Here is a 23,086-nt window from a genome sequence, read left to right as displayed (position 1 = left end):
GCTGGAGCACTCAGCGGTGCCTTGGCGTGTCGGTGCCGGCGAACAGTGGCAGGCGCCGGTACGCGCCGGGTGCCGACTGCGGTACGGCCGGATGGGCCGGCGGGGGTGGTTCGACCCGCCGGTAGGGCGCGCCGAGCGCAGGACGCGGATCCGGCTCCCCCCGGTTGGGCCAGAATGCCATGGCCCGCTCGGCCTGGGCGGTGATCGTCAGCGACGGGTTCGCCCCGATGTTCGCCGAGACGGCCGCGCCGTCGACCACGTGCAGCCCCGGATGACCGAACACCCGGTGGTAGGGATCGATCACGCCGTGGGCGGGATCGGTTCCGATGACGGCGCCGCCGAGGATGTGCGCCGTGAGCGGAACGTCGGCGAGCTCACCGACGAAGCCCCGGGGATGCCCGCCGATGCGGGCGGCGACCCGGCGGGCGGCGTCGTTGCCCGCCGGAATCCAGGACGGGTTCGGCTCGCCATGGCCCTGCCGGCTGGTCAGCCAGCGCAGCCCGAGCGGGCCCCGCCGTAGCCGGACCGTCAGCGAGTTGTTCTGCGCCTGCATGACCAGCAGGATCACCGTCCGTTCGGACCAGCGCCAGGGCAGCCCGGCCAGCGCCCGGCGGGGATGGACGGCCAGCTCCCGCAGCACCTTCACCCAGCGGGGCCACCGCCCGCCGCCCTCGGTCATGGGCAGGCTGAACAGCGCCATCAGGTTGCTGCCCCGCCCGTAACGGACGGGTTCCACATGAGTGTGGTCGTCCGGGTAGAACGACGATGTGATCGCGACCCCCTGCGTGACCCGCTGGTCAGCGTGGTGCCGGCTCGCCCCGAGGATCGACTCGGAGTTCGTGCGGGTGAGTTCCCCCAGCCGATCGGACAGGCCGGGCAGGTCCCCCCGTTCGCGCCCGAGGTGCAGCAGCCGCTGGGTACCGAGGGTGCCGGCGGCGAGCACGACCTGGTCCGCGGTCAGCGTCCGTCGCTGCCGGCGCGCCCGGCCAGATCCTGCATCCTGGCGCTCCGCATCCGGGCTGGCTGGGTCCGGGGTTCGAGAGCGCGCGTCCCGGACGGGCGCGGTGATGGTGTCGATCTCGTAGCCGCCACCCGGACGGGGACGTATCCCGGTCACGGTGGTGTCGGCGAGGATGCGGGCACCGGCCTGCTCGGCGAGCCACAGGTAGTTACGGTCCAGCGAGTTCTTGGCGTTGCGGCGGCACCCGGTCATGCACTCGCCGCATTCGACACAGCCGGTGCGGCTCGGGCCGGCCCCGCCGAAGTACGGGTCGGCCACGGTGACACCCGGCTCCTGCTTCCCGTCCCGTCCGAAGAACACCCCGACGCGGGACGGCCCACAGCTGGCGCCGACGCCGATCTCCTCGGCGACCTCGCGGAACACTTCGTCGGCGTAGGTCGTCGACGGGTTGACCACTACGCCCAGCATTCGTTCGGCCTGGTCGTAGAAGGGGGCGAGTTCCGCCCGCCAGTCGGTGATGTCGTGCCACTGTGGATCGGTGTAGAACGCGTCGAGCGGTCGGTACAGGGTGTTCGCGTAGACCACCGAGCCGCCGCCGACCGCCGTGCCAGACAGCACGAGCGCCCGGCCGAGCCAGGTGATCTTCTGGATCCCGCGGCAGCCGATGCGCGGCAGCCACAGGTATCGCCGCAGGTCCCAGTTGGTGCGCGGCAACGTCTGCGGGGTGAAGCGGCGCCCTGCCTCGACGACGAGGACCCGGTATCCCTTCTCCGCCAGCCGCAGCGCGCTGACGCTGCCCCCGAAACCACTGCCGATCACGATCACATCGGCGCTGGTCTCGGCGCTGCTGGCGGCGGGCTCAGGCCGGCCGGAGATGCTGGGACGTTTCCGGGACCGACCAATCGCCATGCTCGCCACCTGCCGCGCTCGCCGCTGGTCACCCTGATGTGCCGACCGGACCTGTGCCGACCGGACCGATACGCAATACCGGCCGACCCGCGATGACGTCAACGATGCGCCGGCCGGCTACGTTCCCCGACCACCATCGCCGCTCAGACCGCGTTGGTCAGGCCGCGTTGGTCAGGCCGCGCTGCCCGGACGACCGCGACCCATGATCCGTGCGGTCCGTTGGGACACGGGATCGGTGCCGTTGAGCACCGCTTCGGTCAGGGCTGCCCTGGCGACGGCCTGGTCACGCACCCGCGCCTCCAGGCCGACCTGGGCGGCCCGCTCGATCTCCTCCAGCGGGGGCAGTGGGATCTCGGCCGATCCGGTTCCGTTCGACGGCGCCGCGGCGCTGGCCGACGCGGCGCCGGACGGTGCGCCAGGGAACCCTGCGGTCCGCGTGGCGCCGACGTTCGCGTACCGCGAGCTACCGCCCCTGGCATTACCGATGCGCAGCTCGCCGGGCGTGATTGTCGCCAGCCGAGTGCTGGCCGTGCCCGCACCACCGGCGTCCGGCTCGCGGTCGACCGACGGTTGGGCCACGCTCGTCTCCGACGCCCGTGCGGATGCCGCCCGGAGCAACTCAGCCCGCTGCTCGACGCAGGATCGGCACCCGCACTCCGCCGAGGAGCGCGCAAGCCGGTCCAGTCGCCAGGACAGATTGTCGATCTCGTCGCCGTCACCGACCAGCACGCCGGTGCTGATGATGTGGACAAGGTGCAGCGCCAGCGTGACCGGGTCCCAGTTGTCCTCGTCGAAGATGACCTCCAGCTTGCCGAAGATCGCAAGATAGTCCGAAGTCGACCGTCGCATGGTGTTCGCCAGAACATTGATCACCTGGGTGGCGGCCAGCGTCTTCGGTGACGGCGGTGGAGGCGGCAGCGGGATGCTCGGCACCGACGGGTCGACCGCCTCGCCTTCGGCCGGTGCGCTCGCGGCCGGCTCGGCCGTCACGACATCGTCCGGCTCGGCCGTCACGACGTCGTCCGGGACGTCCGTCCTGGCCAGCCCAGCCTCGACAACCAACTGCGTCGAGCACTCGTCGACGTTCTCGTCGACGATCGGTGCCGGCGCGACCGAGGACGCTGCGTCCGGGCCGAAACCGGGGGCGGCGACCGGAGTTACGGCGCTCACCGGCGGCTCGGCACCCACCGGTGCGGCGGGGACTGTCGAGGCGTCGGAACCGACAGCGACATCGGAACCCACCGTGGCATCGGAACCCACCGTGGCATCGGAACCCACCGTGGCATCGGAACCCACCGTGGCATCCGCACCCACCGTGGCATCCGCAACGAGGGCGGAGGTCGAACCGACCGTGGCCATCGCGCGGGAACGGCGGCGCGCGCCGCTCCAGCTGCGCGAGCCCAGCCGGGCCCGACGGCCATGCCGCCGGGTCGGTCCACCGGCGGCTGCCGCGCCACTGCTACGGGTGCGACCGCCACGGCCCACCCAGGCTCCACCAGTCCCCGAGCCAGCGCCGCCGTCGTCAGCGCCGCCGTCGTCAGCGCTGGAACCCTCGGCGCCAGCGGTACCGGCCCCAGCGGGATCGGTACCGAAGCCATCGGCGCCACCCGCACCGGCGCCACCGGCTCCCATTCCGGCTGCGGCTGAGCTCTCGACCAGGCGGACGAGACCTGACTCCACCGCCGAATCGGGGATCATCAGGGCGAACCGGGTGGTCCGTCCGGCGGAGGCGCGAGCCACTGTCGCCAGCCAGCCCTCCTGGCGCAGGCGTGACACCTGCCGCTGCACGTGGGTCCGGCTGTACCCGGTCTGATCCATGAGAGTGAGCAGGCCGGGGCCACTCACGGCGACGCCCTCGGGGACGCTCGGCAGGGCCTCGGCGAGGTGGCTCGCCATTGTGCAGGCGACAAGCTTCGCCGCCGAGGGAAGCCCCGCCCGCAGGATGGCCCGCTGCCACCCGATGCGATCGCCGATCAGCGTCCCGCAGTCCTGCGCCGCGCGGACCGAGACCAGAGCACCGGGGATGGCGAGCTGGATGGTGTCCGGCGGCACGAGCCTCCTTCCCTCGACGCTGTCACTCGGAGCCGCACTGCCACGTGAAGCTGCACCGTTACGCAAAGCTGCCGGACCGCCCGGGCCCGCCTCGGACGGGACCGGATGTCCGGGGATCGCGCCCGCCGGGACGGGATCGATGGGGGGAGGGCGAGTCGATGTGTGTTCAGGCACCGTACTCCGCACCGCATCAAGGGGCTCCTGCGGGGAGCCACCACGCTCACATGAAGAGGACATGACTCCATCACCGCCGTTGGGTGGTCGTGGTGTGACGGAAACATCAAACATCCGGCAGCTGCTTCGCAGCAAAAAGATTGCGATGAGGCCACACGAATGCCACTGAGATTCCGGCGTTTCAAGCAGAGCGGCATCCGATCATCACCTGGCACCTCCAGTACAAGAAGAAATTTTGACCACCCCGGACAGATGATCAGCAGAAACTGTTCTGACACCTGGGAGCACCCAGATGACGATCACTCCTTCGCCTGCCGAACAAACGTGGTGACATGATCAGACGGAAAGGCCGGAGGGCTCCGATGGAGGGCCGCACCCCCTCCTCGGATCCCCGGGGCCACACCCCCGATGGGCGACCGGCTCGCGCTCGCCGGGCCCGACCCCGACCGCCGCGGCCCGACGCCAGACCACGGCAGGACATGGCAAGAGGTCCGGCCGTCAGCCGAGAGGCGCCGCCCCGACCGGCACCCGGGCCCCGGATCAGGCCCGGGCCGCCGCCGAGGAAGCAGCGGAAACAGGCATCCAGGCGGGACCCACAACCCGGCCAGGACATAACGGCGTAGACCGAAAAACCTGTTCACCAAGTCCGAAAGGTGTTAAGTCCAAATTCAGCCCGAAATTCAACGACGAGGCGCCGGGACAGTGTGCGCAGGCCTTTTGCGGACCACCACGCACCATCGATCGACCGCTGCGGTCCGGCCGGGAAACGAACACCAACAACCAAGCGACGGACACCGAGAGCGGGATCCGCACACGGCGTCCAGGAACCGCCCGAAGCAAGCAGACCGAGTACGGTGCGTCGAAGATCGGTAACCATCCGCGGCGAGGTCCCGATGATTCCCTCGCTGTCCGAAATGTTCCCGGTGCAAGCGCCGCCGATTGCGGACAGATCCTGGACATTTCCCTTGATCGGGCGTATCCCAGCCCGCCCGACCCAACCGAACACCATCAACCTGCGGCGATCACGTCGAACGGTGTGGCGGGGATGTTGTGCGTAGGCTCCGGGATGCGTCAAAACCATGCTCACCCATCAGTTTCGTCCCCAGCTGGCCCAACACCGCCGCCAGCTCTCCGGGTGACCGTCGACCCGCGCCCAACCCATCGGTCGACATCCGGACGCCGGACATCCACCACCGTGGACCCGCCACCCCCACCCGGTCGCCACGACAGCCCATCCCGGCCGACCCGCCACAGCCGGCCGAAAGACGGCCGACCGCACCGCGCTGTCGGCCCCGGCCAGGTGCATACCCCAGGTCGGGGGGCCGGGTTCCCGACGACCGCCCCCGGGTATCGAGCGGGGAGGCGGGACCACCGGCCACCGGCGACCGGCGAGACCACCGGCGACTGGCGAGGAGGCCGCGCGTGAACGACGACATCGTGGTCGGGGTCGACGGTTCGGCCGGCTCCCGGGTGGCTCTGGACTGGGCCCTGGCCGAGGCCCGGCGGTACGGCTGCCCGGTGCGCGCCGTTGTCGGCATCGGTTCGGGCACCCCGGAGCCGATCTGGCCGCACTCCGCCGACGAACTCGCCGAGCAGGCCGGCCGTCTGCTGCATCGCACGGTGGTCGAGGCCGGCGGCACGGTCCCGGTAGTCGAGGAGGTCGTCGACCAGCCGGGTGCGCAGGCACTGCTCACCGTGGGCCACGACGCGCGCATGATCGTGGTGGGGGCACGCGGGCGGGGTCTGCTGCACCGCCTCCGGGTCGGGTCGGTCAGCACCTCGGTGGCCGTGCATGCATCGGTACCCGTGGTGATCGCCCGGGGTGGCGACGACCAACCGGGGCACGGCTTCGACCGGCAGCCGCGTCCCGTCGTGGTCGGCGTGGACGGATCACCGAACTCGCTGGCCGCCCTGGTGTGGTCCGCAGCCGAGGCCGACCGCCGCGGGGTGGAGCTGATCGCCGTGCATGCCTGGCTCGCGGCTCTCCCGATGCCCTTCGCCGCGACCCCCGTGGATATCACCCAGGCGCTCGGCGACCAGGCCGCAACGGTCCTCGACGACGCCATCGCCGCCGTCCGCGACGACCTGCCGGCAGCTGTCGAGCCACAGCGGCGAACCATCCCGTGTTCCGCGAGCCAGGCACTGCTGGCCGCTGGCCGTGAGGGCGACCTGGTGGTCGTCGGCGCCCGCGGTCACGGTGGGTTCGCAGAACTGCTGCTGGGCTCGGTCAGTCACCAGTGCATGATTCACTCCGCGGTGCCGGTGGCGATCATTCGCTCGCACTGAAGCGCCCGCCCACCCCGATCCGCCTGCTGGCCGGTGGTGCGGCCCGGCCGGCTACCTGGTGGCGCCACAGACGACGGTGTGGACGTCCGGGCTGACCGCCGCCCAGTCGTACCACTGCTCGTTGCTCCCGGTCGCCGGCGGATCCCATGGGTTACGCAACAGCACCTGCCCCCGCCCGGTGTCCACCGCCAGGACGGCATAGGCGTGCGCCGCGACCAGGCCCGCGGGTCTGGTCCGTTGACGGGTGGTGATCAGGACGACCTCTCCCCGTCCCAGCGCGGCGGCAAGGTCGTCCGGATGGAGATGGCGGGCGTCTCGCCCGGTCGCGCGATGCCCGGTGAGCGTGGCGAGCGCGTCGGTGGTGCTGCCGTAGCCGAGGGCCGGGTACCCGCCCCGCAGCCGGGCGAACGCCTTCTCGTACAGCGCCGGCCACAGTTCACCGCGACCACCCGCGTTGTCCGCATCCGCCGCCAGCTCCTGGCGGACGGGCGGGCCGTCGTCCGACGTACGCACGAGCCACTGGGCCAGGGTTGCGGTGACCGTGACGGATAGCGGCCCGGCACCACGGTCCCGGTTGACGCCCGGATGCAGTGTGACGGTGGCCGTGCCGTTCGGATTGCGGCGGATGCCGCGAACCAGCTGATCCGGATCCTGGGCCGCGATGCCGACCAGGGCCGCGGCCAGGTAGCAGTCGGGCACCGTTCCCTGGCCGACGTCATCCGGTTCGACCCCGTCGCGCACCAACGGCTCGGACGAGCGATCCGCCCACAGCGGCAGCTGTCCGGCCGGCCTGGCCGGCGGCGCGGGCTCGAGCCAGGGCAGTTCCCGGACGAGGTCGTGGATCATCTCCGCCGGCGCGGCGGCAAGCAGCTCATCGGCCAGTCCGGCGAGTTCCGCCGCGTACCGCACCAGGCCTCGGGCGGACGGGTCCGCCAACCGGCTGGGCGAAGCCGCCAGCCAGGCGGCCCGCGCGCCCAGGGCGGCAAGATCTTCTCCCGGCACCTGAGCGACCACCGCGGCCCGGGCTGCTGCCGGCAACCGCGCAAGGGCGGACCGGGCAGCTCGCAGCGTGTCCACCGCCAATCCACCGCGCGGGCTCCCCGACGTGGTCAGATGGATCGCCTCGAGCACCCCCGCCGCGATCGCCAGCGCCGACGGCTGACCGGCCGACCCCGGTCCGGACGAGGCGAGCCGGGCCGGGGTCGGCCCGGACGCGAGCACGGGCACACCCTCGACCAGTCGGGCCAGCCTGCACTCCAGATCGACCGCAGCCGCCAGGGCTCCCGCCGAGACGGCCCGCAACGCCCGCTCGACCTCCCGCAGCGCGCCCACCACCGACGCCGACAGTGACACCGACGACAGTGACGCCGACGACAGTGACGCCGACGACAGCATCATCGCGTGCTGCAGCGCGGGTTCGACCCCGACCACCGAGCGGGCCACCACCCACCCGAGCCCCGCGGCACGTCCGCCGACGGAATGCAACCGCCCGGCGCAGTCCCGAAGCTCGTCCGGCGCCAACCGGATCACCACCGCCGGGCCCGTCCGCACCGCTGCCACCGCCGGCCAGGACGCCCCCAGCGCCCCCGTCGCCGGCATCGCCAGCGGCCCCGGCAGGTTCGCCAGCTCGGACGAGGTCGCCAGCTCGGACGAGGCCCCCGCCGGCGGCAAGACCAGCGCCACCCGGTCGAGCCAACCCGCCACGGCGCGCAACACCTCGGCTCCCGCGGCCAGCTGGCGATGCCACGCCACCATCGCGCCGCGTAGCCGGCCCGCAAGTGGGGAGTCCGACTCCAGGGCGGGACCATCACCCGGCCGACCAGGCCGGTTCGGCCCGTCAACCCACCCCGGCATCGCGCTCGCCAACACCGCTGACACCGCCGACGCCTCAGCCGCCTGCCGGCGGAACTGGTCCGCGCCGGTCGCGAGCTCGTCCGCGCACCGGGTCGCCGGCCTCGTCGCGGCACCACGACCTGCCTCGGCACCGGCATCCGCGCCCGGTCCGAACCCGATGACCATCACTCCCGCCCTCCCACCCGCGCAACGGCCTGTCTCGGACTGGTCCTGCCGATGGTCTCTTCGTGGTCCGACGCGCGGCTGATTCGTTCGAATCCGGTCGGTTGAGGGTAGATCGCGAACGGGACAGACAGGCCATCTGGGGCACGCGTCGGGCGACTCAGCGGTGGTCATCGCGCTACAGTTTTGATCATTTTCCCCGTCCGTCCGCAATCGCGCGACCACGGCGCCGAGGGTGGGCGCCTGGCACGGACGACCGAGGATGGGCCAACACAGGATGGGAGGCCGGTCATGCCCGACGCAGTCGTCGTCGCCACCGCCCGTTCGCCGATCGGACGAGCCTTCAAGGGCTCGCTGCGGGGCCTACGGGCCGACGATCTGGCTGCCACGATCGTGCGTGCCGTCCTCGACCAGATCCCGATGCTGGACCCGAACGAGATCGACGATCTGATCGTCGGGTGTGGTCTGCCCGGCGGCGACCAGGGCCACAACCTCGGTCGGGTGATCGCGGTCACCCTGGGTCTCGACAACGTGCCGGGCACGACCGTCGCCCGCTACTGCGCCTCGTCGATGCAGGCCATCCAGATGGCGATGCACGCGGTGCGGGCCGGCGAGGGAGACGTCTTCGTCGCCGCCGGGGTGGAGGTGGTCAGCGGCTATCTCCGCGGCAACAGCGACAACCTGCCCGGTACCCAGAATCCCGGCTATGCGGGTGCGCAGGCCCGGACGTCCCTGCGGGCCATCGGTGGCGCCCCACCGTGGACCGATCCGCGCAGCCGCGGCGACCTCCCGGACGTCTACATCGCGATGGGGCAGACAGCCGAGAACGTCGCCCAGCTCACCGGGGTCGGCCGGGCCGAGCAGGACGCGTTCGCCTGCCGGTCGCAGAACCTCGCCGAGAAGGCGATCAGCGCCGGCTTCTTCAAGCGGGAGATCACTCCGGTGCAACTGCCGGACGGCACGATCGTCGACGCCGACGACGGTCCCCGACCCGGCACGACCCTTGAGGTGCTCGCCACCTTGCCCCCGGTGTTCCGTCCGGATGGCACCGTGACCGCGGGCAACGCCTGCCCACTCAACGACGGAGCCGCAGCCGTCGTGGTCATGAGCGACTCCCGGGCCCGGGAGCTCGGCATCACCCCGATCGCCCGGCTGGTATCCACCGGGCTGAGCGGGCTGTCCCCGGAAATCATGGGCCTCGGACCGGTCGAGGCGTCCCGCCGGGCCCTCGCCCGAGCCGGCATGACCATCGACGACGTGGATCTCGTGGAGATCAACGAGGCGTTCGCCGCCCAGGTCGTCCCGTCCTACCAGCAACTCGGCATCGGCCTCGACCGGCTGAACGTGCACGGCGGCGCGATCGCGCTGGGCCATCCGTTCGGCATGACCGGCGCCCGACTGCTGACCACCCTGGTCAACGGGCTGCGCACCACCGACACCACGATCGGTCTGGAGACCACCTGCATCGGCGGCGGCCAGGGCATGGCCCTCATCCTCGAACGGCTGTCCTGACGGTAACGGCACGGGCAGTGTCGGACCTGCCCGGTCAGCCGGCCGGATCCGCGGACTCCACCCGTCTGGCCTGGGCGGGCGCCGACGGCCGTGACAACAACGGTGACGATGACGACGGTGGCGACGACGGTGGTGGTGGTGACGACGCCGCGGCCGTTGCGGTTGCCACCGCGGCGGCAGCCGAGGCGGACAACGCAGCCGGGCCTGACGGCTGCCGGACGGGTCGTCGGGGTGCTGCCACCTCGACCGGCCCACCGGGAGCATCGGCGCCCGCCGGCGCGCCGACCGGCAGATGGCACATGATCGCCCACAGTCGGAGCCGGGTCTGCACCTCCGGCCGGGTGAGCTGGACCGCCGCGACGACCAGACCACCACCGATGATGCCGTCGAGCCAGTAGTGGTTCGCGGTGATGACCACCACGATCGTCGTGATGATCGGATGCAGGATCGCGAGCCAGCGGGCACGGACCCGCAGAATGGTGATCACACCCCAGGCCTCGAGGATCGCCCAGCCGATGTGCAGACTCGGCATCGCCGCGTACTGGTTGGCGACGGTGTCATGCGGCCCGTACGGCGAAGGTCCGATCACGGCGCCGGTGTCGACCAGGTTGACCTGGGGTAGGACCCGAGGCAGATACCGCGGCGGCGCGAGCGGATAAACGATGTGAATCATCAGGGCCACGCCGGTGGAGACGGCGATGACGGTCCGTACCCGGCGCCAGGCGTGCCGCTGGAAAAGCAGTACCCAGAGCAGAAACACGATGGCCGCGGGAAAATGCACGGTCACGTAGAACCGGTTCGCCAGCTCCAGCAACCGGGTGGACCGCAGCGCCAGGGCCTGCACCGAAGCCTCGTCCGGAAGATCGAAGAGCCGCTCGAGATGCCAGACGCGGACGGAGTGCCGCAACGCCTCCAGCTCACGGCCGGTGGCGAGATGCCGCCCGAGGTCGTACAGCACGTACAGCGACCCGAGCAGGACGATCTGGCTGATCACGAAGGCGCTCGACCGCAACAGGTCGGCGACCCGCCCACTCTGGTGTCGGTCGCTCGAAAACACCTGGCCCGTTGCGCTCACCATGCGCAGCACCGCAGCATCCGCGCCTCCCCATCAGGACATGTCCCGTTCACCTGCCCCTTTGTTCCTACCGACCGATCGGTAAGTGCGACAGCGAACCGCGTGTGAGATACGGCTCAGTTCGGGATCTTTCCTCGACTTCCCGCCCACCGCCGCATACCTGATGCGTCCGACACAGGGCGAACTGTCCAGGATCTCTTTTCCCCGCCGACCCGCAGATTAACAACAAGGAACCAGAGAACCTCGATTCCGGCACGACACGGACCGGTCTGTTCATCCTGTCGGATTCCCGACTCCGATCCGCGGGCTCCAGACGGACCCCGCCCCCACCTAGGTGGGGGCGGGGTCCCGGCCGCGCGACGGGCGATCGTCACGCCGCGAGCCGGCGGCGCCCCGCCCCACTGGTGGCCGGCCGCCGAACCCCACCCACGATCCGCGGCGGCCCGAAAGCGCCCCGGAACGCATGCCTCCCGCCCCTCAGGCCTTACGGTCTCGGCCCGAGGGCTTGCCCGCAGCCGGCCCGCACCGGGCCAAGGACCGAGTCGCGACCCACCATCACTCAACTGATTCAGCCGACGACGAAAAGCAAGAACTCCAGCCGGGAGGGGCACCTTCAGGCCGAATGGGGACGCAATCTGATGCTCCGCGTATACAGATGATGGAGACTCTTCTCGCGACACTACAAATTGTAATCAGATAACGACACAAAGAAGCCAAAAAAGATCAAGGCCCGGGACTCCCGTCCGCGATGTGACCTACGCTATACATCCTGAGGTACACCGTCGGACAGGCCGTCGCAGTGCGCGCTGTTCCGGGGGCCACTGTTGACTCCGGAGCGTGCCCGATGTCTCAGAACACCAGCTCGGCTGACGAGCCGCCGGCCCGACCGGCCGCGCCGGCCCCGCCCGTCCCCACGGGGCAGCCGGCACCCGCCGGGCAGTCGAGGCCGGGGCGGATCGCCCCCGGGCGGCGTACCGGCATCGTGGCGGTGGCCACCCTCGTGGTCACAGTGATCCTCGGTTTCGGCCTGACCCGACTGGAGTTCACGACCAGCCAGGACAACTACCTCAACAGTGACTCCCGCATCGCCCGGGACAACGTCCAGTACCAGTCGGCGTTCGGCGGCGAGGCGATGATCACTCTGTTCACCGTGACGCCGGGCAGCCGCACGGTAGATCTGTTCACCCCGCGTAACATCGCCCAGTTCCGCACGCTACAACGTGACCTTGATGCCGACCCGCACATCTCGTCGGTCATCACCCCGTTGACGGCGCTGGAGTTCACCGCCAATCTGGTTCGCGGCAAGAACGGCGACCCGATCAGCAGCCCGGCGGCGGCGATGCTGCTCGGCGCGCAGCAGCGGGACCCCGTCAAGGCCTCGGCCGACCGGCGGCTGGCCGACTCGCTACACACCCTGGCACGCGTCCAGGCGGTACCGGAGGCCGCCCGCACGCTGGACAACCCGGCGTGGGTCGATGTTCTGCTGCATGACAACACCGGCGCGATACGCAAGTCGCTGCGCCCCTTCTTCCCGTCCGGCTCGACCGCCCAGATGATCACTAGGCTGAGCGGTAACGCCTCCCTGCGTGAGCAGGGTGACGGTGCCCACGTCGTCGAACGGGCCATCGCCGGCGAGACCTTCGACCACGCGTCGGTGCTGACCACCGGCTCGCCGGTCCTGCTCCGCAACATCAACAACTACCTGCGGGGCGGTTTCCTCACCCTCGGCGCGATCTCGCTGGCGCTCATGGCCGGCCTGCTGCTCGCCGCGTTCGCCGTCCGCTTCCGGCTGCTCCCGCTCGCCGTGGTCGCGGTCGGCCTGATCTGGGCGTTCGGCCTGGCCGGGTACATCGGGGTGCCCCTGTCGGTGGTGACCATCGCCGGCCTGCCGGTGCTGCTCGGCGTCGGCATCGACTTCGCCGTCCAGCTGCACAGCCGGATCGAGGAGGAGTCACAGCTCGACCACAGCGGTCATCCGGTCGCCGCGGCCTGGCGGGGGCTGCGCCGCGCCCTGGCGGTGGCGACCCTCGCCGCAGTGCTGTCGTTCTGCGCACTGCAGTTCAGCGAGGTTCCGATGATCCGGGACTTCGGCACGCTGCTCGCTATCGGGCTGCCGGTCATCGTGATCGCCACGACCCTGCTCCTCGTCCTCGCGCTGGACGCGGGTCAGCGCCGTCGGCCCGCCGCGGCCCGCGACTACACCCACGGCCCGCTCGGACGGACGGTCATCCGCCTCGGCGGGCTGCCGCAGATCACCGCGATTCCGCTGGTCCTCGCCTCGGTGGCCGTCTTCGCCGGTGGCATCGTCGCGGACGGCAGACTGACCGTGCAGACCGACCCGGAGAAGTGGGTCAACCAGGACAGTCAGGTGATCAAGGACATCGACACCCTGCGGGCCCGCGCCGGCTCGGCCAGCGAGCTTGGGGTGTTCGTCCGCTCCTCGAACGTCTTCGACGACGCGACCGCGTCCTTCGTCGGCCGGTTCGCGAACCGGCAGCTGTCCGCCCACCCGGCCGATCTCGTCGACGCCAGCAGCCTGGTGACCACCGTCAGCTACCTGCTGGAGGTGCCGAACACCACCATCGTCATGCCCACCGGCCAGGACATCCGCGCCGCCTACGCCGTCGCCCCGCCCGACATCCAGCGCAGCACGGTCAACCTCGACCGGGGCGCCATGAACATCATCCTGCGGACCGGCTCCGGCTCGCTGGAACGCCGTGCCGCCGTCGTCGACGACATCCGGGCCAACACCCGGCCCCCCGCCGGCATCACCGCGATCCCGTCCGGTCTCGCCGTGATCGGCACCGGCCTGGTCGAGTCCTTCCAGAGCAACCGCACCGAACTCACCTACTACGCACTCATCGCCGTGTTCGTGCTGTTGTTGCTGTGCCACCTCAGTCTGGTCCGGGCTGCGCTCTCCCTGATCCCGGTGCTGATCGCGGTCGGGCTGAGCTCACTGATCGCGCTCGCGGTCGGCGTCGACCTCAGTCCCCTGACGGCCGTCAGCGGGCCGTTGATCGTCGCCCTGTGCAGCGAGTTCACCACTCTGCTCGTCTACCGCCATCTGGAGGAACGCGCCCGCGGTCGCGGCCCGCGCGAAGCGGTGGAGACCAGCGCCGGGCGCACCGGACGGGCCTTCGCCGTCTCCGCCCTGGCCGCCGTCATCGGCGTCGGCGTGCTCGCCTTCAGTTCCCTGCCGCTGCTGCGTGACTTCGGCCTGCTGGTCGCCCTCAACGTCGCCGTCGCGCTGCTGTCCGCCCTGATCGTCCTGCCGCCCCTGCTGGTCTGGGCGGACGAGCACCACCTCGTCCACCGCGACCGCCGCCCTGGCGGACGTCACCTCCACCCTCACCACACCGAAAGCGACCACGACAACACCCATCGCGACGTCACCTCCGCCGCGCCCTCCACCGCAGCCCCTCAGACCTAACCCGGCCGAAATGCTGTGACCTGGCGGTAGTTTCACGGTGCGCCACGTGGCGCCGCCCGGGTCTTCGCTCCTCCGCCAGCATGTGGCACGCTCAGGGCAGGTGTTCTCGGCGACGAGACGCCGATTCCCCAGGCTCGGCAGCCATCCGAGCGTCGAAGGAGAGGGCATGAGTTTCGACTTCAAGGTCGCGGATCTCGCGCTGGCCGAGTTCGGCCGCAAGGAGATCCGGCTTGCCGAGCACGAGATGCCCGGGCTGATGGCCACGCGCGCCGAGTACGCGGCCAGCCAGCCGCTCGCGGGCGCGCGGATCATGGGATCGCTGCACATGACGATCCAGACCGCGGTGCTCATCGAGACCCTGGTGGCGCTCGGCGCGGACGTCCGCTGGGTCTCCTGCAACATCTTCTCCACCCAGGACCACGCCGCCGCCGCGGTCGTCGTCGGGCCGAACGGCACCAAGGACGACCCGCAGGGCGTGCCGGTCTTCGCCTGGAAGGGCGAGACCCTCGACGAGTACTGGTGGTGCACCGACCAGGCGCTGGTCTGGCCGGACGGCAGCGCCCCGAACATGATCCTCGACGATGGTGGGGACGCGACCCTGCTCGTCCACAAGGGGGCGCAGTTCGAGGCGGCCGGTGCGGTGCCCGCGACCGACCCGTCGGACAACGAGGAGTACGCGATCATCCTCGAGACGCTGCGGCGCACGATCGCCGAGCGTCCCGGCCGGTGGACCGAGGCGGCGCGGACCATCAAGGGCGTCACCGAGGAGACGACGACCGGCGTCCACCGTCTCTACGAGATGGCGAAGGCCGGCACGCTCGCGTTCCCGGCGATCAACGTCAACGACTCGGTGACGAAGTCGAAGTTTGACAACAAGTACGGCTGCCGCCACTCGGTCATCGACGGCCTCAACCGGGCCACCGACGTCCTGATCGGCGGAAAGGTCGCCGTGGTCGCCGGCTACGGCGACGTCGGCAAGGGCTGTGCGGACGCGCTGCGCGGCCAGGGTGCCCGGGTCATCGTCACCGAGATCGACCCGATCTGCGCCCTGCAGGCGGCCATGGACGGGTTCCAGGTGGACGTCCTCGAGGACGTGGTCGGCATTGCCGACATCTTCGTCACCACCACCGGCAACTACGACATCATCCGGGCCGAGCACATGGCCGCGATGAAGCACCAGGCGATCGTGTCCAACATCGGCCACTTCGACAACGAGATCGACATGGCCGGCCTCGCGAAGACCGCCGGCATCGAGAAGATCAACATCAAGCCGCAGGTCGACGAGTGGGTGTTCCCGGACGGGCACTCGATCATCGTGCTCGCCGAGGGCCGGCTGATGAACCTCGGCTGCGCCACCGGGCACCCGAGCTTCGTCATGTCGAACAGCTTCACCAACCAGGTCATCGCGCAGATCGAGCTGTTCACCAAGACCGAGAGCTACCCGGTCGGGGTCTACGTGCTGCCCAAGCACCTGGACGAGAAGGTCGCCCGCCTGCACCTGTCGGCGCTGGGCGTCAAGCTCACCACCCTCACCAAGCAGCAGGCCGACTACATCGGCGTGCCGGTCGAGGGCCCGTACAAGGCGGACCACTACCGCTACTGATCATCTGCCGCTGATCCACCCGCTGCCGGCCGTCCGTGGCTGATCGCCTGCCCCGGACGGCCGCCAGCAGGTCGCCATACGGTTGATCGTCGAACCCGGACGGCCGCGGAGCCATGGTGCGACACCACGGTTCCGCGGCCGTCTGTCGTCGCGGGTACTTCCGGCCAGCCCGGCCAGCCCGGCCGGCCCGATCAGCCCGGCCGACCTGATCGACCCGGCCGATGTCGAGGGACGGATCAGCTGGTGTGGATCGGTGCGGCGGCGGCGACACCACTACCGGCGGCCGGCCCGGTCGCCGTGCGGTTGGTCTGCGACCAGCACACCGGCGTCCATCCGGGGTCGTTGGCCGTTGCCGACAGGTCGTACCAGCCATCCGGCAGGTAGGTCCCCCAGCGGACGGGCGGGCCGTCCACCCCGTTGCCGCCGGGGAGCTGCGGCCGTGGCACACCGAAGGTCACCTGGCCGTTCGGGCAGCTCATCCGCTCGATCCTGATCGGTGGCTGCCCCACCTGCGCACCTCCCCCGCGCTCCGTGCGACACAGCAGGGACGTGGCGGGCGGCCAGGCCTGCGCGATGTGCGCGTAGAAGCCGGCGGCCAGCCGCGTCATCCCGGACGACGGCTGCCCTGGCTCGGGCGGTGCGGTAATGCTGATCACCTGGCCACTCGGACACTCGGCCCAGGTCGCACCGCCGGCCTGGGCCGGCGCGGCACCGCCGACCGCGACCAGCCCGGTGAGGGTGAGCGCGGTGCCCGTCGCGGCCAGCACGGAGCGGACCCGGCGACGGGACCCGGCGGGGCGCGGACCGGACCGAGCCCGTCCACGCGCGAACGAGCCTGCCGCTTCGGCTTCGGGCCGCGGCTGCGCCCGGAACCCCTGGCCGGGGGCGTCAAGGTCGACGGGATCCTGCGGTGCCCCGCCCGCGGCAGGCTGGTCAGGCCTGCGGCGCAGACGCGACGATACGGCATACGGCATTGAATGCCTCCTTGTTGAACCCGGGCACCCAACGCCCGTCGGCGTGATGGCCCACATGGACCAAGCGCCTGTTTCCGCTCCTTGGAGCGGGATTCCCGTAAATACAACAGCAATCGGTCGCAAGGATAGCGGTAGTTGGTGATGTGTTGGGTCCCGGCGGGGGGATTCGTCCCGGCCGCGCCCCCGGACGGGGCCACGCAATTGGTCGGCCAGGAGAGTCGATGGCCGACCATGGCGCACCACGGTCGGCGAGCGGCGGTCCGTGTCCGGCCCGGTTCCGCGACGGTGGGATCCGGCTTTCCGCCGGGTGCACCGTCAGGATGCCGACGGACCTACCGGCCGGGGATCCGGTGCGGCAGCGACCGGCGAAACTCGATCTCGGTCGCCGTGGAGTCCGTCCCGGCCGACGTCGAGGCGTGCTCCGCCGCCGTGGCAGCCGCCGGCCGAGGTCGGGACCGGCCGGTGGGGACATACCCCAACCGTCGCCAGAGCCGGTGCGCGTCGGCGAACCGCAGGTCGCACCACAGCACCACCTGCGCTGTCGGCGCCGGCTGCGTCGGCAGTGTCGCCTGTGTCGGCTCACCCTGCGGGACCTGGGAAACAGCCGGAGCGGACTCGGCGATCTGGACGCTGCGCCAGTGCCGGACGGCTCGCTCGCACCGTCGGACCAGAGTCGTTCCAAGGCCCGACCGGCGTGCCGGTCGGGCCACCCACAGGCTTGTCACCTCGGCCACCAGCGTCGGCTGCGGCCCCGCTGGACTCGTCGCCTTCCTGCCCGCACCGCGCCCGTACTCGCCCCCGTCAGGCCCGTCTGCTTCCACGCCCGCACCCGGCCAGTCCGCGTCGGACCGCTCCCCGCCGGGGCACAGTCGCACCGCCACACAGGCCAGCAGACGTCGGGCCGGGTCGGGATCGTCCGCCTCTCCCGGGACCACCCACATCACGTGGGGCGCTCCCCCGGGTGTCGCCACCCGGGGCAGCCCGACGGGATCCGTTCGGGGCAACCCACCGGGTGCCACCGCATGGGCGGTGCCCATCGTCGACGGCAGGTCTGTTCCGATCAGTGCGCGGAGTGCGGCGACATCCGTGGCCCGGGCCTCCCGCAGCCCGGGGGCAAGGTCGCGGCGCATCCACACGTGTTCGATACCGGCCTCGACATCGGGTTCGGCGATGACCCGATAGCCCTGCCGGACATAGAAGTCGGCGACCTGGAGCTGGGCGTGCAGTTCCACCGCGGGCAGACCGCGCTCACGGGCGCGCTCCGTCAACGCCTCGGTGATGGTGAGGCCCAGACCTCGGCCACGCCAACCCGCGTCGACAGCCACGCGTCCGATGACTCCCACCGGCTGCGCGCCAGGACTGCGCGGGCCCGGATCCAGCAACCGACCGGTGGCCAGGGCCCGTCCGGCGACGTCGAACAGGACGGCATGGTCGGCACCGGCGTCACGACCGTCCTGCTCGAGTTCGGCCGGAACTCCCTGCTCGTCGACGAACACGGCCGCGCGCAGATCCAGCACCGTCCTCGGCGGCGTTCCCGCGACGATGACCACCCCCGACCGGAGGGCGTCCGGTATTCCGGCGGTCCTGCTGGTGGGTCGCTTACCGGGCACAGGGCGGCAGTGTAGGCGACCCGGCCGGGCCGCGGTCCACGTTCGCACCACGGACAGGTTTCCCCCACCACACGATCCGGGCATCCTGCCCCAGATCCACCGATCCAGTCCGAACGGATCCGTCCTCCAGTCGGCCCAGGCCGAACGTCTCGCTGTGAATCTGGACGGATACGGAATGACAACTACGGACCCCGGGTATCCCGGGCGGCACGGCGAACCAGATAGAAACGGGACGGCATCGGCCGATGCGACCACATCCGTACGAAGAGGAAGCAACCGGCATCGTGAGTTTCTGGCTGACAACCCGGCGTGACGACGTCCGCGCGCGAAAGGGCCGCTGACGATGGCGGCGACCCTGTATCCCCCGGCCCGATACCGGCCGGTGCGCAACACCTCCGGTCCGATGGTCCAGCCCACCCGTGGCCTCATCCCCCACGTCCAGGTCGGGACCGGTTCGTTGTTCGGCTGGTTCGACAACTCGGCCAGCCAGGTCAGCTCCCATCTCTGGCTGTCTCGCACCGGAGAACTCGAGCAGTACGTGCCATGTGACCAACGAGCCTGGGCGCAGGCGGCCGGAAATCCGTACTGGATCTCCTGCGAATGCGAGGGATACCCCGCCGAGGACTACACCCCGATCCAGGTCACCCGGTTGGCGGAACTCTTCCGTTGGGGAATGCAGGAGTTCGGCTGGAAGGCGGAGATCACCGACTCTCCGAACGGCTACGGTATCGGCACCCATCGGATGGGCGGAGCCTCCTGGGGCGGCCACGACTGCCCCGGCGACATTCGCGCGAACCGCCGCGGCGACATCCTTTCCCTGGCCACCAGCCAACGAACCTTCGCCGCCGACCCGCGCGACCGCTATGCCGGTCGCCCCACTGTGCGGGAGGGCTCGACCGGTCCGGACGTCACCGAACTCCAGAACGCCCTGAACATCGTCTTCGGCCACGAGGCCCCGACCGGCGATCCCAACCGGCTCACCCCCGATGGCACCTACGGGCCACGTACCACCGCCCGAGTGGCCTCCCTGCAGCGGTACGCCTCGCCGTGGTTCGGCCGCATTCCCGATGACGGCATCTGCGGATCCACCACCTGGCGCAAGCTCGGCTGGATCCTCACCGGCCTCAACCGCACCATCTGACCAGTCACCAGCCGGGGTACCAGCCCTCGGCAGGTCCTGCCGGCACCGGACGGGCCGAACGACGGGCTCAGGTGTCGGCTCTCTCCGCGCGCCCGACCTGTTCGGCGCGATCGGCCAGTTCCGCGCCGGCAGCGTGCAGCCATCGGTGCGGATCGGCCAGAGCCGCCGGGATCCCACCCGCGAGACGGGCCAGCGCGACCGCACCGGCGACGCCCTCCGGCCAGGGGGCGTCGAGCTGACCCGCGGCGACCAGCACCGGTACCGCCTGCTGCCGGGCGAGCCCCAGCACACCCCCGACGACCTTCCCACCCAGGGACGTCCGGTCGAACCGACCCTCCCCGGTGACCAGCCAGTCCGAGCCGGTCAGTGCATCGGGCAACCCAGCCACCTCGATGATCGTCTGCACGCCCGAGACCAGGTCGGCGCCCCAGGCCGCGGCGAGCCCGTAGGCGGTCCCACCGGCGGCTCCCGCACCCGGCGCCGCCGGATCACCGCCGAGCAGGCCGGCGAGCCGGGCGAGTCCCGCGGTCAGGTGGCCGACGTCGGCCGGGGTCGCGCCCTTCTGCGGACCGAAGACCGCCGCGGCGCCGGCGTCCCCCAGCAGGGGGGCATCGACGTCGACCAGGCAGCGCACTCCCCCGGGCGGCGGGGGGAGCAGCCGGGCGAGGTCGACCTGACCCAGGGTGATCAGAGACCCCCCGCCGAGAGGCAGCACCACGCCGTTCACATCGGCGAAGCGGGCGCCGAGTGCGGTCAGCGCCGCGGTGCCCCCGTCGGTGGAGGCCGACCCGCCCAACGTGACCAGAACCTGTCTGGCCCCGTCGCGCAGCGCCGCCGCCAGGGCCTGCCCGACGCCGAGAGTGTGCGCGCCGAGCGGATCCGGGGTGCGCATCAGCGGCAGGCCACTCACCCCGGCGAGTTCGACCACCGCCACCTGGCCCGGCAGGGCCAGCCACTCGCCGTCCCGAGGTCGCCCGTCCGGGCCAGTGACCCGCACCGGTCGTCGCCGCGCCCCGGGTACGGTCGCCGCGAAGACATCCAGCGTGCCCTCGCCACCGTCGGCGATCGGCACGGAGACGATCTCATCCTGCGGTCGCCGCGAGTGCCATCCCTGCGCCAGCGAGGCCGCCACCTGCGTGGCGCTCGCGGATCCCTTGAACGAATCCGGCGCGATCACCACCCGCCACGGCCGGCGAGCGGACTGCCCACGCGATGGCCGGACCACGGTCGGGGCCCGCGCCTAGGCGACGGCCGGGCCGGACGCCGGTGTCGAGGTGGACTCCGGGCCGGCGGCCTGCGCGGGGACCTCTGCGGGCGCGGCGAGCCAGGCATCGATGCCGGCGAGCGCAGCATCACGCACCGCGGCGGGAGCGGCGCCGGAACGCACCGAGCTACGAGCGCATTCGGCCAGCTCGTCGTCTGTCAGGCCCAGCTCACGCCGGCACAGCTCGTATTCCTCAAGGCAGCTGGGGCCGAACAGCAGCGGGTCGTCGGCGTTGATCGAACAACGCACGCCGGCGCGCAGCAGGGCCGGCAGCGGATGCTCGGCGAGCGAGGGGACGACCGACAGCAGCAGGTTGGAGGTCGGACAGACGTCCAGGCAGATGCCGCGTTCCCGCAGTTCGTCGACGAGCGCCGGGTCCTCGATCGCCCGGATGCCGTGCTGGAGGCGGTGGGCGGCAAGGGTCGTGATCGCGCCGCGCACGGAGGCCGGCCCGTCGAGCTCGCCGGCATGCGGCGTCGAGAGCAACCCGGCGTCGGCGGCCAGCCGGAACGCCGCCTCGAACGGCTCGGGCGGCCAGCCGAACTCGTCGTTGTGCAGACCGAGGGCGACGACACCGCGATCGGCATAGCGCACGGCCGTACGGGCCACCTCCACCGCCCGCTCGGGACTGTCGAACACCCGGTCAACCGCGGCCATCCAGCGGACGGTGACCCCGTGCCGCGCACCGGCCTGCTCCGAACGGGCCAGGACGGTCTCCCAGGCCTCGTCGGCGCTGCGGAACGCCTCGGCATGCGCGTAGGGCCAGAAACTCGGCTCAAGGTAGACGATGCCCTCGGCCGCGGCATCGCTGACCATCTCGTCAACGAGCCGCTCGAAGTCCGCCGGGCTGCGAAACAGCGGCAGAATCCCGCCGATCACCTCGCTGAAGCCGCCGAACTCGGCGAAGCCGGAGGTCCGCGGCGTGGGCAGCCCGGCGGCCGTGGCCAGGTCCGCCAGCGTGGACGGACGCATGCCAAGTTCGAAGTGCAGATGCAGGTGGCCTTTGGGCAACGTCCGCAGCTCGCGCATGGATGCCCTTCCTCCTCGTGCCTCGACGCCTCGACAGCCTCCCACGGCGGTCGCCGCCCGCCGCTGGCTCGCCCAGTTGGAGGGTACGCGGACCAGGCCCGGCGAAACCACGTCATCGTCCGCCGTCGCAGGAGCGACGCCCATGGCGGTGGGCCACTGGCGGTGGGGGGCGCTGGCGGTGGGGGCGCTGCTGACGGCAGCAAAGAGCGAGGGCGCGGCAGGACGGTCACCGTCCTGCCGCGCCCTCGGAATCAATCCGCCACTGGGCGTCAGTTCACCACCCGCCGGCCGGGCTACCCGGCGTGGCCTGCCCGCTCGGGCCAGGCGTGCCGTAGTCCGTGCCACCGGCGGGGCCGCCGGTGCCATACCTCGGACCACTCGCCGGGGTGTCGCCATAGCCGGCACCCGAGCCGCCGGCCGGGTTGTTGTAGCCGGAGTCGGAGCCGGCGCCGCCCGTCGGGTCGGCGTAGCCCGCTCCGCCCACGGGGTCGCCATAGCTCGCATCCCCGGCCCGGTCGGAGTAACCACGGTCTGCGTTGCCGGCCTCGTACCCGCCAGCTGCACCAGCCTGATGCGTACCGGCGGCGTCCGGCCGCGGGACCTCGCCGCGCCAGGCACCGGTCTCGGACTGGCGCTCCTCGATGAACGACTTGAACCGGCGCAGGTCTGCCTTGACCTTGCGGTCGTCAGCGCCGAGGACCGCGCCCGCCTTCTCGGCGAAGCCGTCGGGCTGCCAGTCCAGCTGCACTGTCACCCGGGTGTCGTCGTCGGTGAGCCGGTGGAAGGTCACGACGCCGGCATGCTGCGTGCCGCCGGTGCTCTTCCAGGCCACCCGCTCGTCGGGGAGCTGCTCGGTGATGGTCGCGTCGAACTCGCGCTCCTGGCCCGCGACCTTGATCTTCCAATGGGTGTGGGTGTCGTCGAGCTGCGCGATCGACTCGACCCCGTCCATGAAGTTCGGGAAGGACTCGAACTGGGTCCACTGGTTGTAGGCGGTGCGAATCGGGACGTGGACCTCGATCGTTTCCTGGACCGTGCTCGCCATGCTTC

General features: G+C 71.2%; 15 protein-coding genes. 5 read left to right on the top strand and 10 right to left on the bottom strand.

The window, feature by feature from the left end; genetic code table 11:
• Positions 1-10 precede the first annotated feature (10 nt).
• On the bottom strand, positions 11-1,870 hold the full coding sequence (locus ND747_RS08000) for a GMC family oxidoreductase N-terminal domain-containing protein (protein WP_251732843.1): 1,860 nt from the start codon (positions 1,868-1,870) through the stop codon (positions 11-13).
• Between the two features lie 171 nt (positions 1,871-2,041).
• Positions 2,042-3,922 carry a hypothetical protein gene (locus ND747_RS07995; RefSeq protein WP_251732842.1) on the bottom strand — a complete coding sequence of 627 codons (1,881 nt, stop codon included), beginning with the start codon at positions 3,920-3,922 and terminating at the stop codon, positions 2,042-2,044.
• Between the two features lie 1,596 nt (positions 3,923-5,518).
• On the opposite strand from ND747_RS07995, the gene ND747_RS07990 reads away from it, so the two are divergent.
• A complete protein-coding gene (locus ND747_RS07990) occupies positions 5,519-6,382 on the top strand; it encodes a universal stress protein (RefSeq protein WP_251732841.1) in 864 nt (287 codons plus the stop codon).
• A gap of 51 nt (positions 6,383-6,433) precedes the next feature.
• On the opposite strand, the gene ND747_RS07985 is transcribed toward ND747_RS07990, so the two are convergent.
• Positions 6,434-8,401: a C2 family cysteine protease gene (locus tag ND747_RS07985; protein WP_251732840.1), complete on the bottom strand. Its 1,968-nt coding sequence runs from the start codon at positions 8,399-8,401 to the stop codon at positions 6,434-6,436.
• Between the two features lie 288 nt (positions 8,402-8,689).
• Here ND747_RS07985 and ND747_RS07980 point away from each other — a divergent pair, with 288 nt between their 5' ends.
• The gene (locus ND747_RS07980) at positions 8,690-9,910 is read left to right on the top strand and encodes an acetyl-CoA C-acetyltransferase (RefSeq protein WP_251732839.1); all 1,221 of its coding nucleotides are present in this window, start codon (positions 8,690-8,692) and stop codon (positions 9,908-9,910) included.
• Positions 9,911-9,944: 34 nt separating this feature from the next.
• Here the strand turns inward: ND747_RS07980 and ND747_RS07975 are convergent, their stop codons facing one another.
• Both ND747_RS07975 and ND747_RS29735 read right to left on the bottom strand, forming a co-directional pair.
• Positions 9,945-10,988: a phosphatase PAP2 family protein gene (locus ND747_RS07975; protein WP_251732838.1), complete on the bottom strand. Its 1,044-nt coding sequence runs from the start codon at positions 10,986-10,988 to the stop codon at positions 9,945-9,947.
• An 846-nt stretch (positions 10,989-11,834) separates the two neighbouring features.
• On the bottom strand, positions 11,835-11,993 hold the full coding sequence (locus ND747_RS29735) for a hypothetical protein (protein WP_251732837.1): 159 nt from the start codon (positions 11,991-11,993) through the stop codon (positions 11,835-11,837).
• Between ND747_RS29735 and ND747_RS07965 the strand changes: the two genes are divergently transcribed.
• A complete protein-coding gene (locus ND747_RS07965; RefSeq protein ID WP_251732836.1) occupies positions 11,986-14,415 on the top strand; it encodes an MMPL family transporter in 2,430 nt (809 codons plus the stop codon). The two genes, ND747_RS29735 and ND747_RS07965, sit on opposite strands and share 8 nt — an antisense overlap.
• Positions 14,416-14,581: 166 nt before the next feature.
• Positions 14,582-16,018, top strand: coding sequence for an adenosylhomocysteinase (gene ahcY, locus ND747_RS07960; protein ID WP_251732835.1), 1,437 nt, complete (start codon positions 14,582-14,584; stop codon positions 16,016-16,018).
• 236 nt (positions 16,019-16,254) lie between these two features.
• On the opposite strand, the gene ND747_RS07955 is transcribed toward ahcY, so the two are convergent.
• Positions 16,255-16,992 (bottom strand): hypothetical protein, encoded by a 738-nt coding sequence (locus ND747_RS07955; RefSeq protein WP_251732834.1) that lies wholly within the window; start codon positions 16,990-16,992, stop codon positions 16,255-16,257.
• 332 nt (positions 16,993-17,324) lie between these two features.
• Positions 17,325-18,542, bottom strand: a complete 1,218-nt coding sequence (locus tag ND747_RS07950; protein ID WP_251732833.1) for a GNAT family N-acetyltransferase — start codon at positions 18,540-18,542, stop codon at positions 17,325-17,327.
• Positions 18,543-18,945: 403 nt separating this feature from the next.
• Here ND747_RS07950 and ND747_RS07945 point away from each other — a divergent pair, with 403 nt between their 5' ends.
• On the top strand, positions 18,946-19,743 hold the full coding sequence (locus ND747_RS07945) for an N-acetylmuramoyl-L-alanine amidase (RefSeq protein ID WP_251732832.1): 798 nt from the start codon (positions 18,946-18,948) through the stop codon (positions 19,741-19,743).
• A gap of 67 nt (positions 19,744-19,810) precedes the next feature.
• Here the strand turns inward: ND747_RS07945 and ND747_RS07940 are convergent, their stop codons facing one another.
• From ND747_RS07940 to ND747_RS07930, 3 genes are all read right to left on the bottom strand, one after another.
• Entirely contained in the window at positions 19,811-20,923 is a 1,113-nt protein-coding gene (locus ND747_RS07940; RefSeq protein WP_374216178.1) for a glycerate kinase, read from the bottom strand.
• A 60-nt stretch (positions 20,924-20,983) separates the two neighbouring features.
• A complete protein-coding gene (gene add, locus ND747_RS07935; RefSeq protein WP_251732830.1) occupies positions 20,984-22,036 on the bottom strand; it encodes an adenosine deaminase in 1,053 nt (350 codons plus the stop codon).
• A gap of 274 nt (positions 22,037-22,310) precedes the next feature.
• Positions 22,311-23,081, bottom strand: a complete 771-nt coding sequence (locus tag ND747_RS07930; RefSeq protein WP_251732829.1) for an SRPBCC family protein — start codon at positions 23,079-23,081, stop codon at positions 22,311-22,313.
• Positions 23,082-23,086: the final 5 nt, after the last annotated feature.

Origin of the sequence: Frankia sp. R82, assembly GCF_023716925.1 — a bacterium.
In the GTDB taxonomy this organism is placed as follows: Bacteria; Actinomycetota; Actinomycetes; order Frankiales; family Frankiaceae; genus Frankia.
The sequence above is the reverse complement of the archived record's forward strand: the minus strand, read 5'-3'. Positions and strand labels throughout refer to the sequence as shown.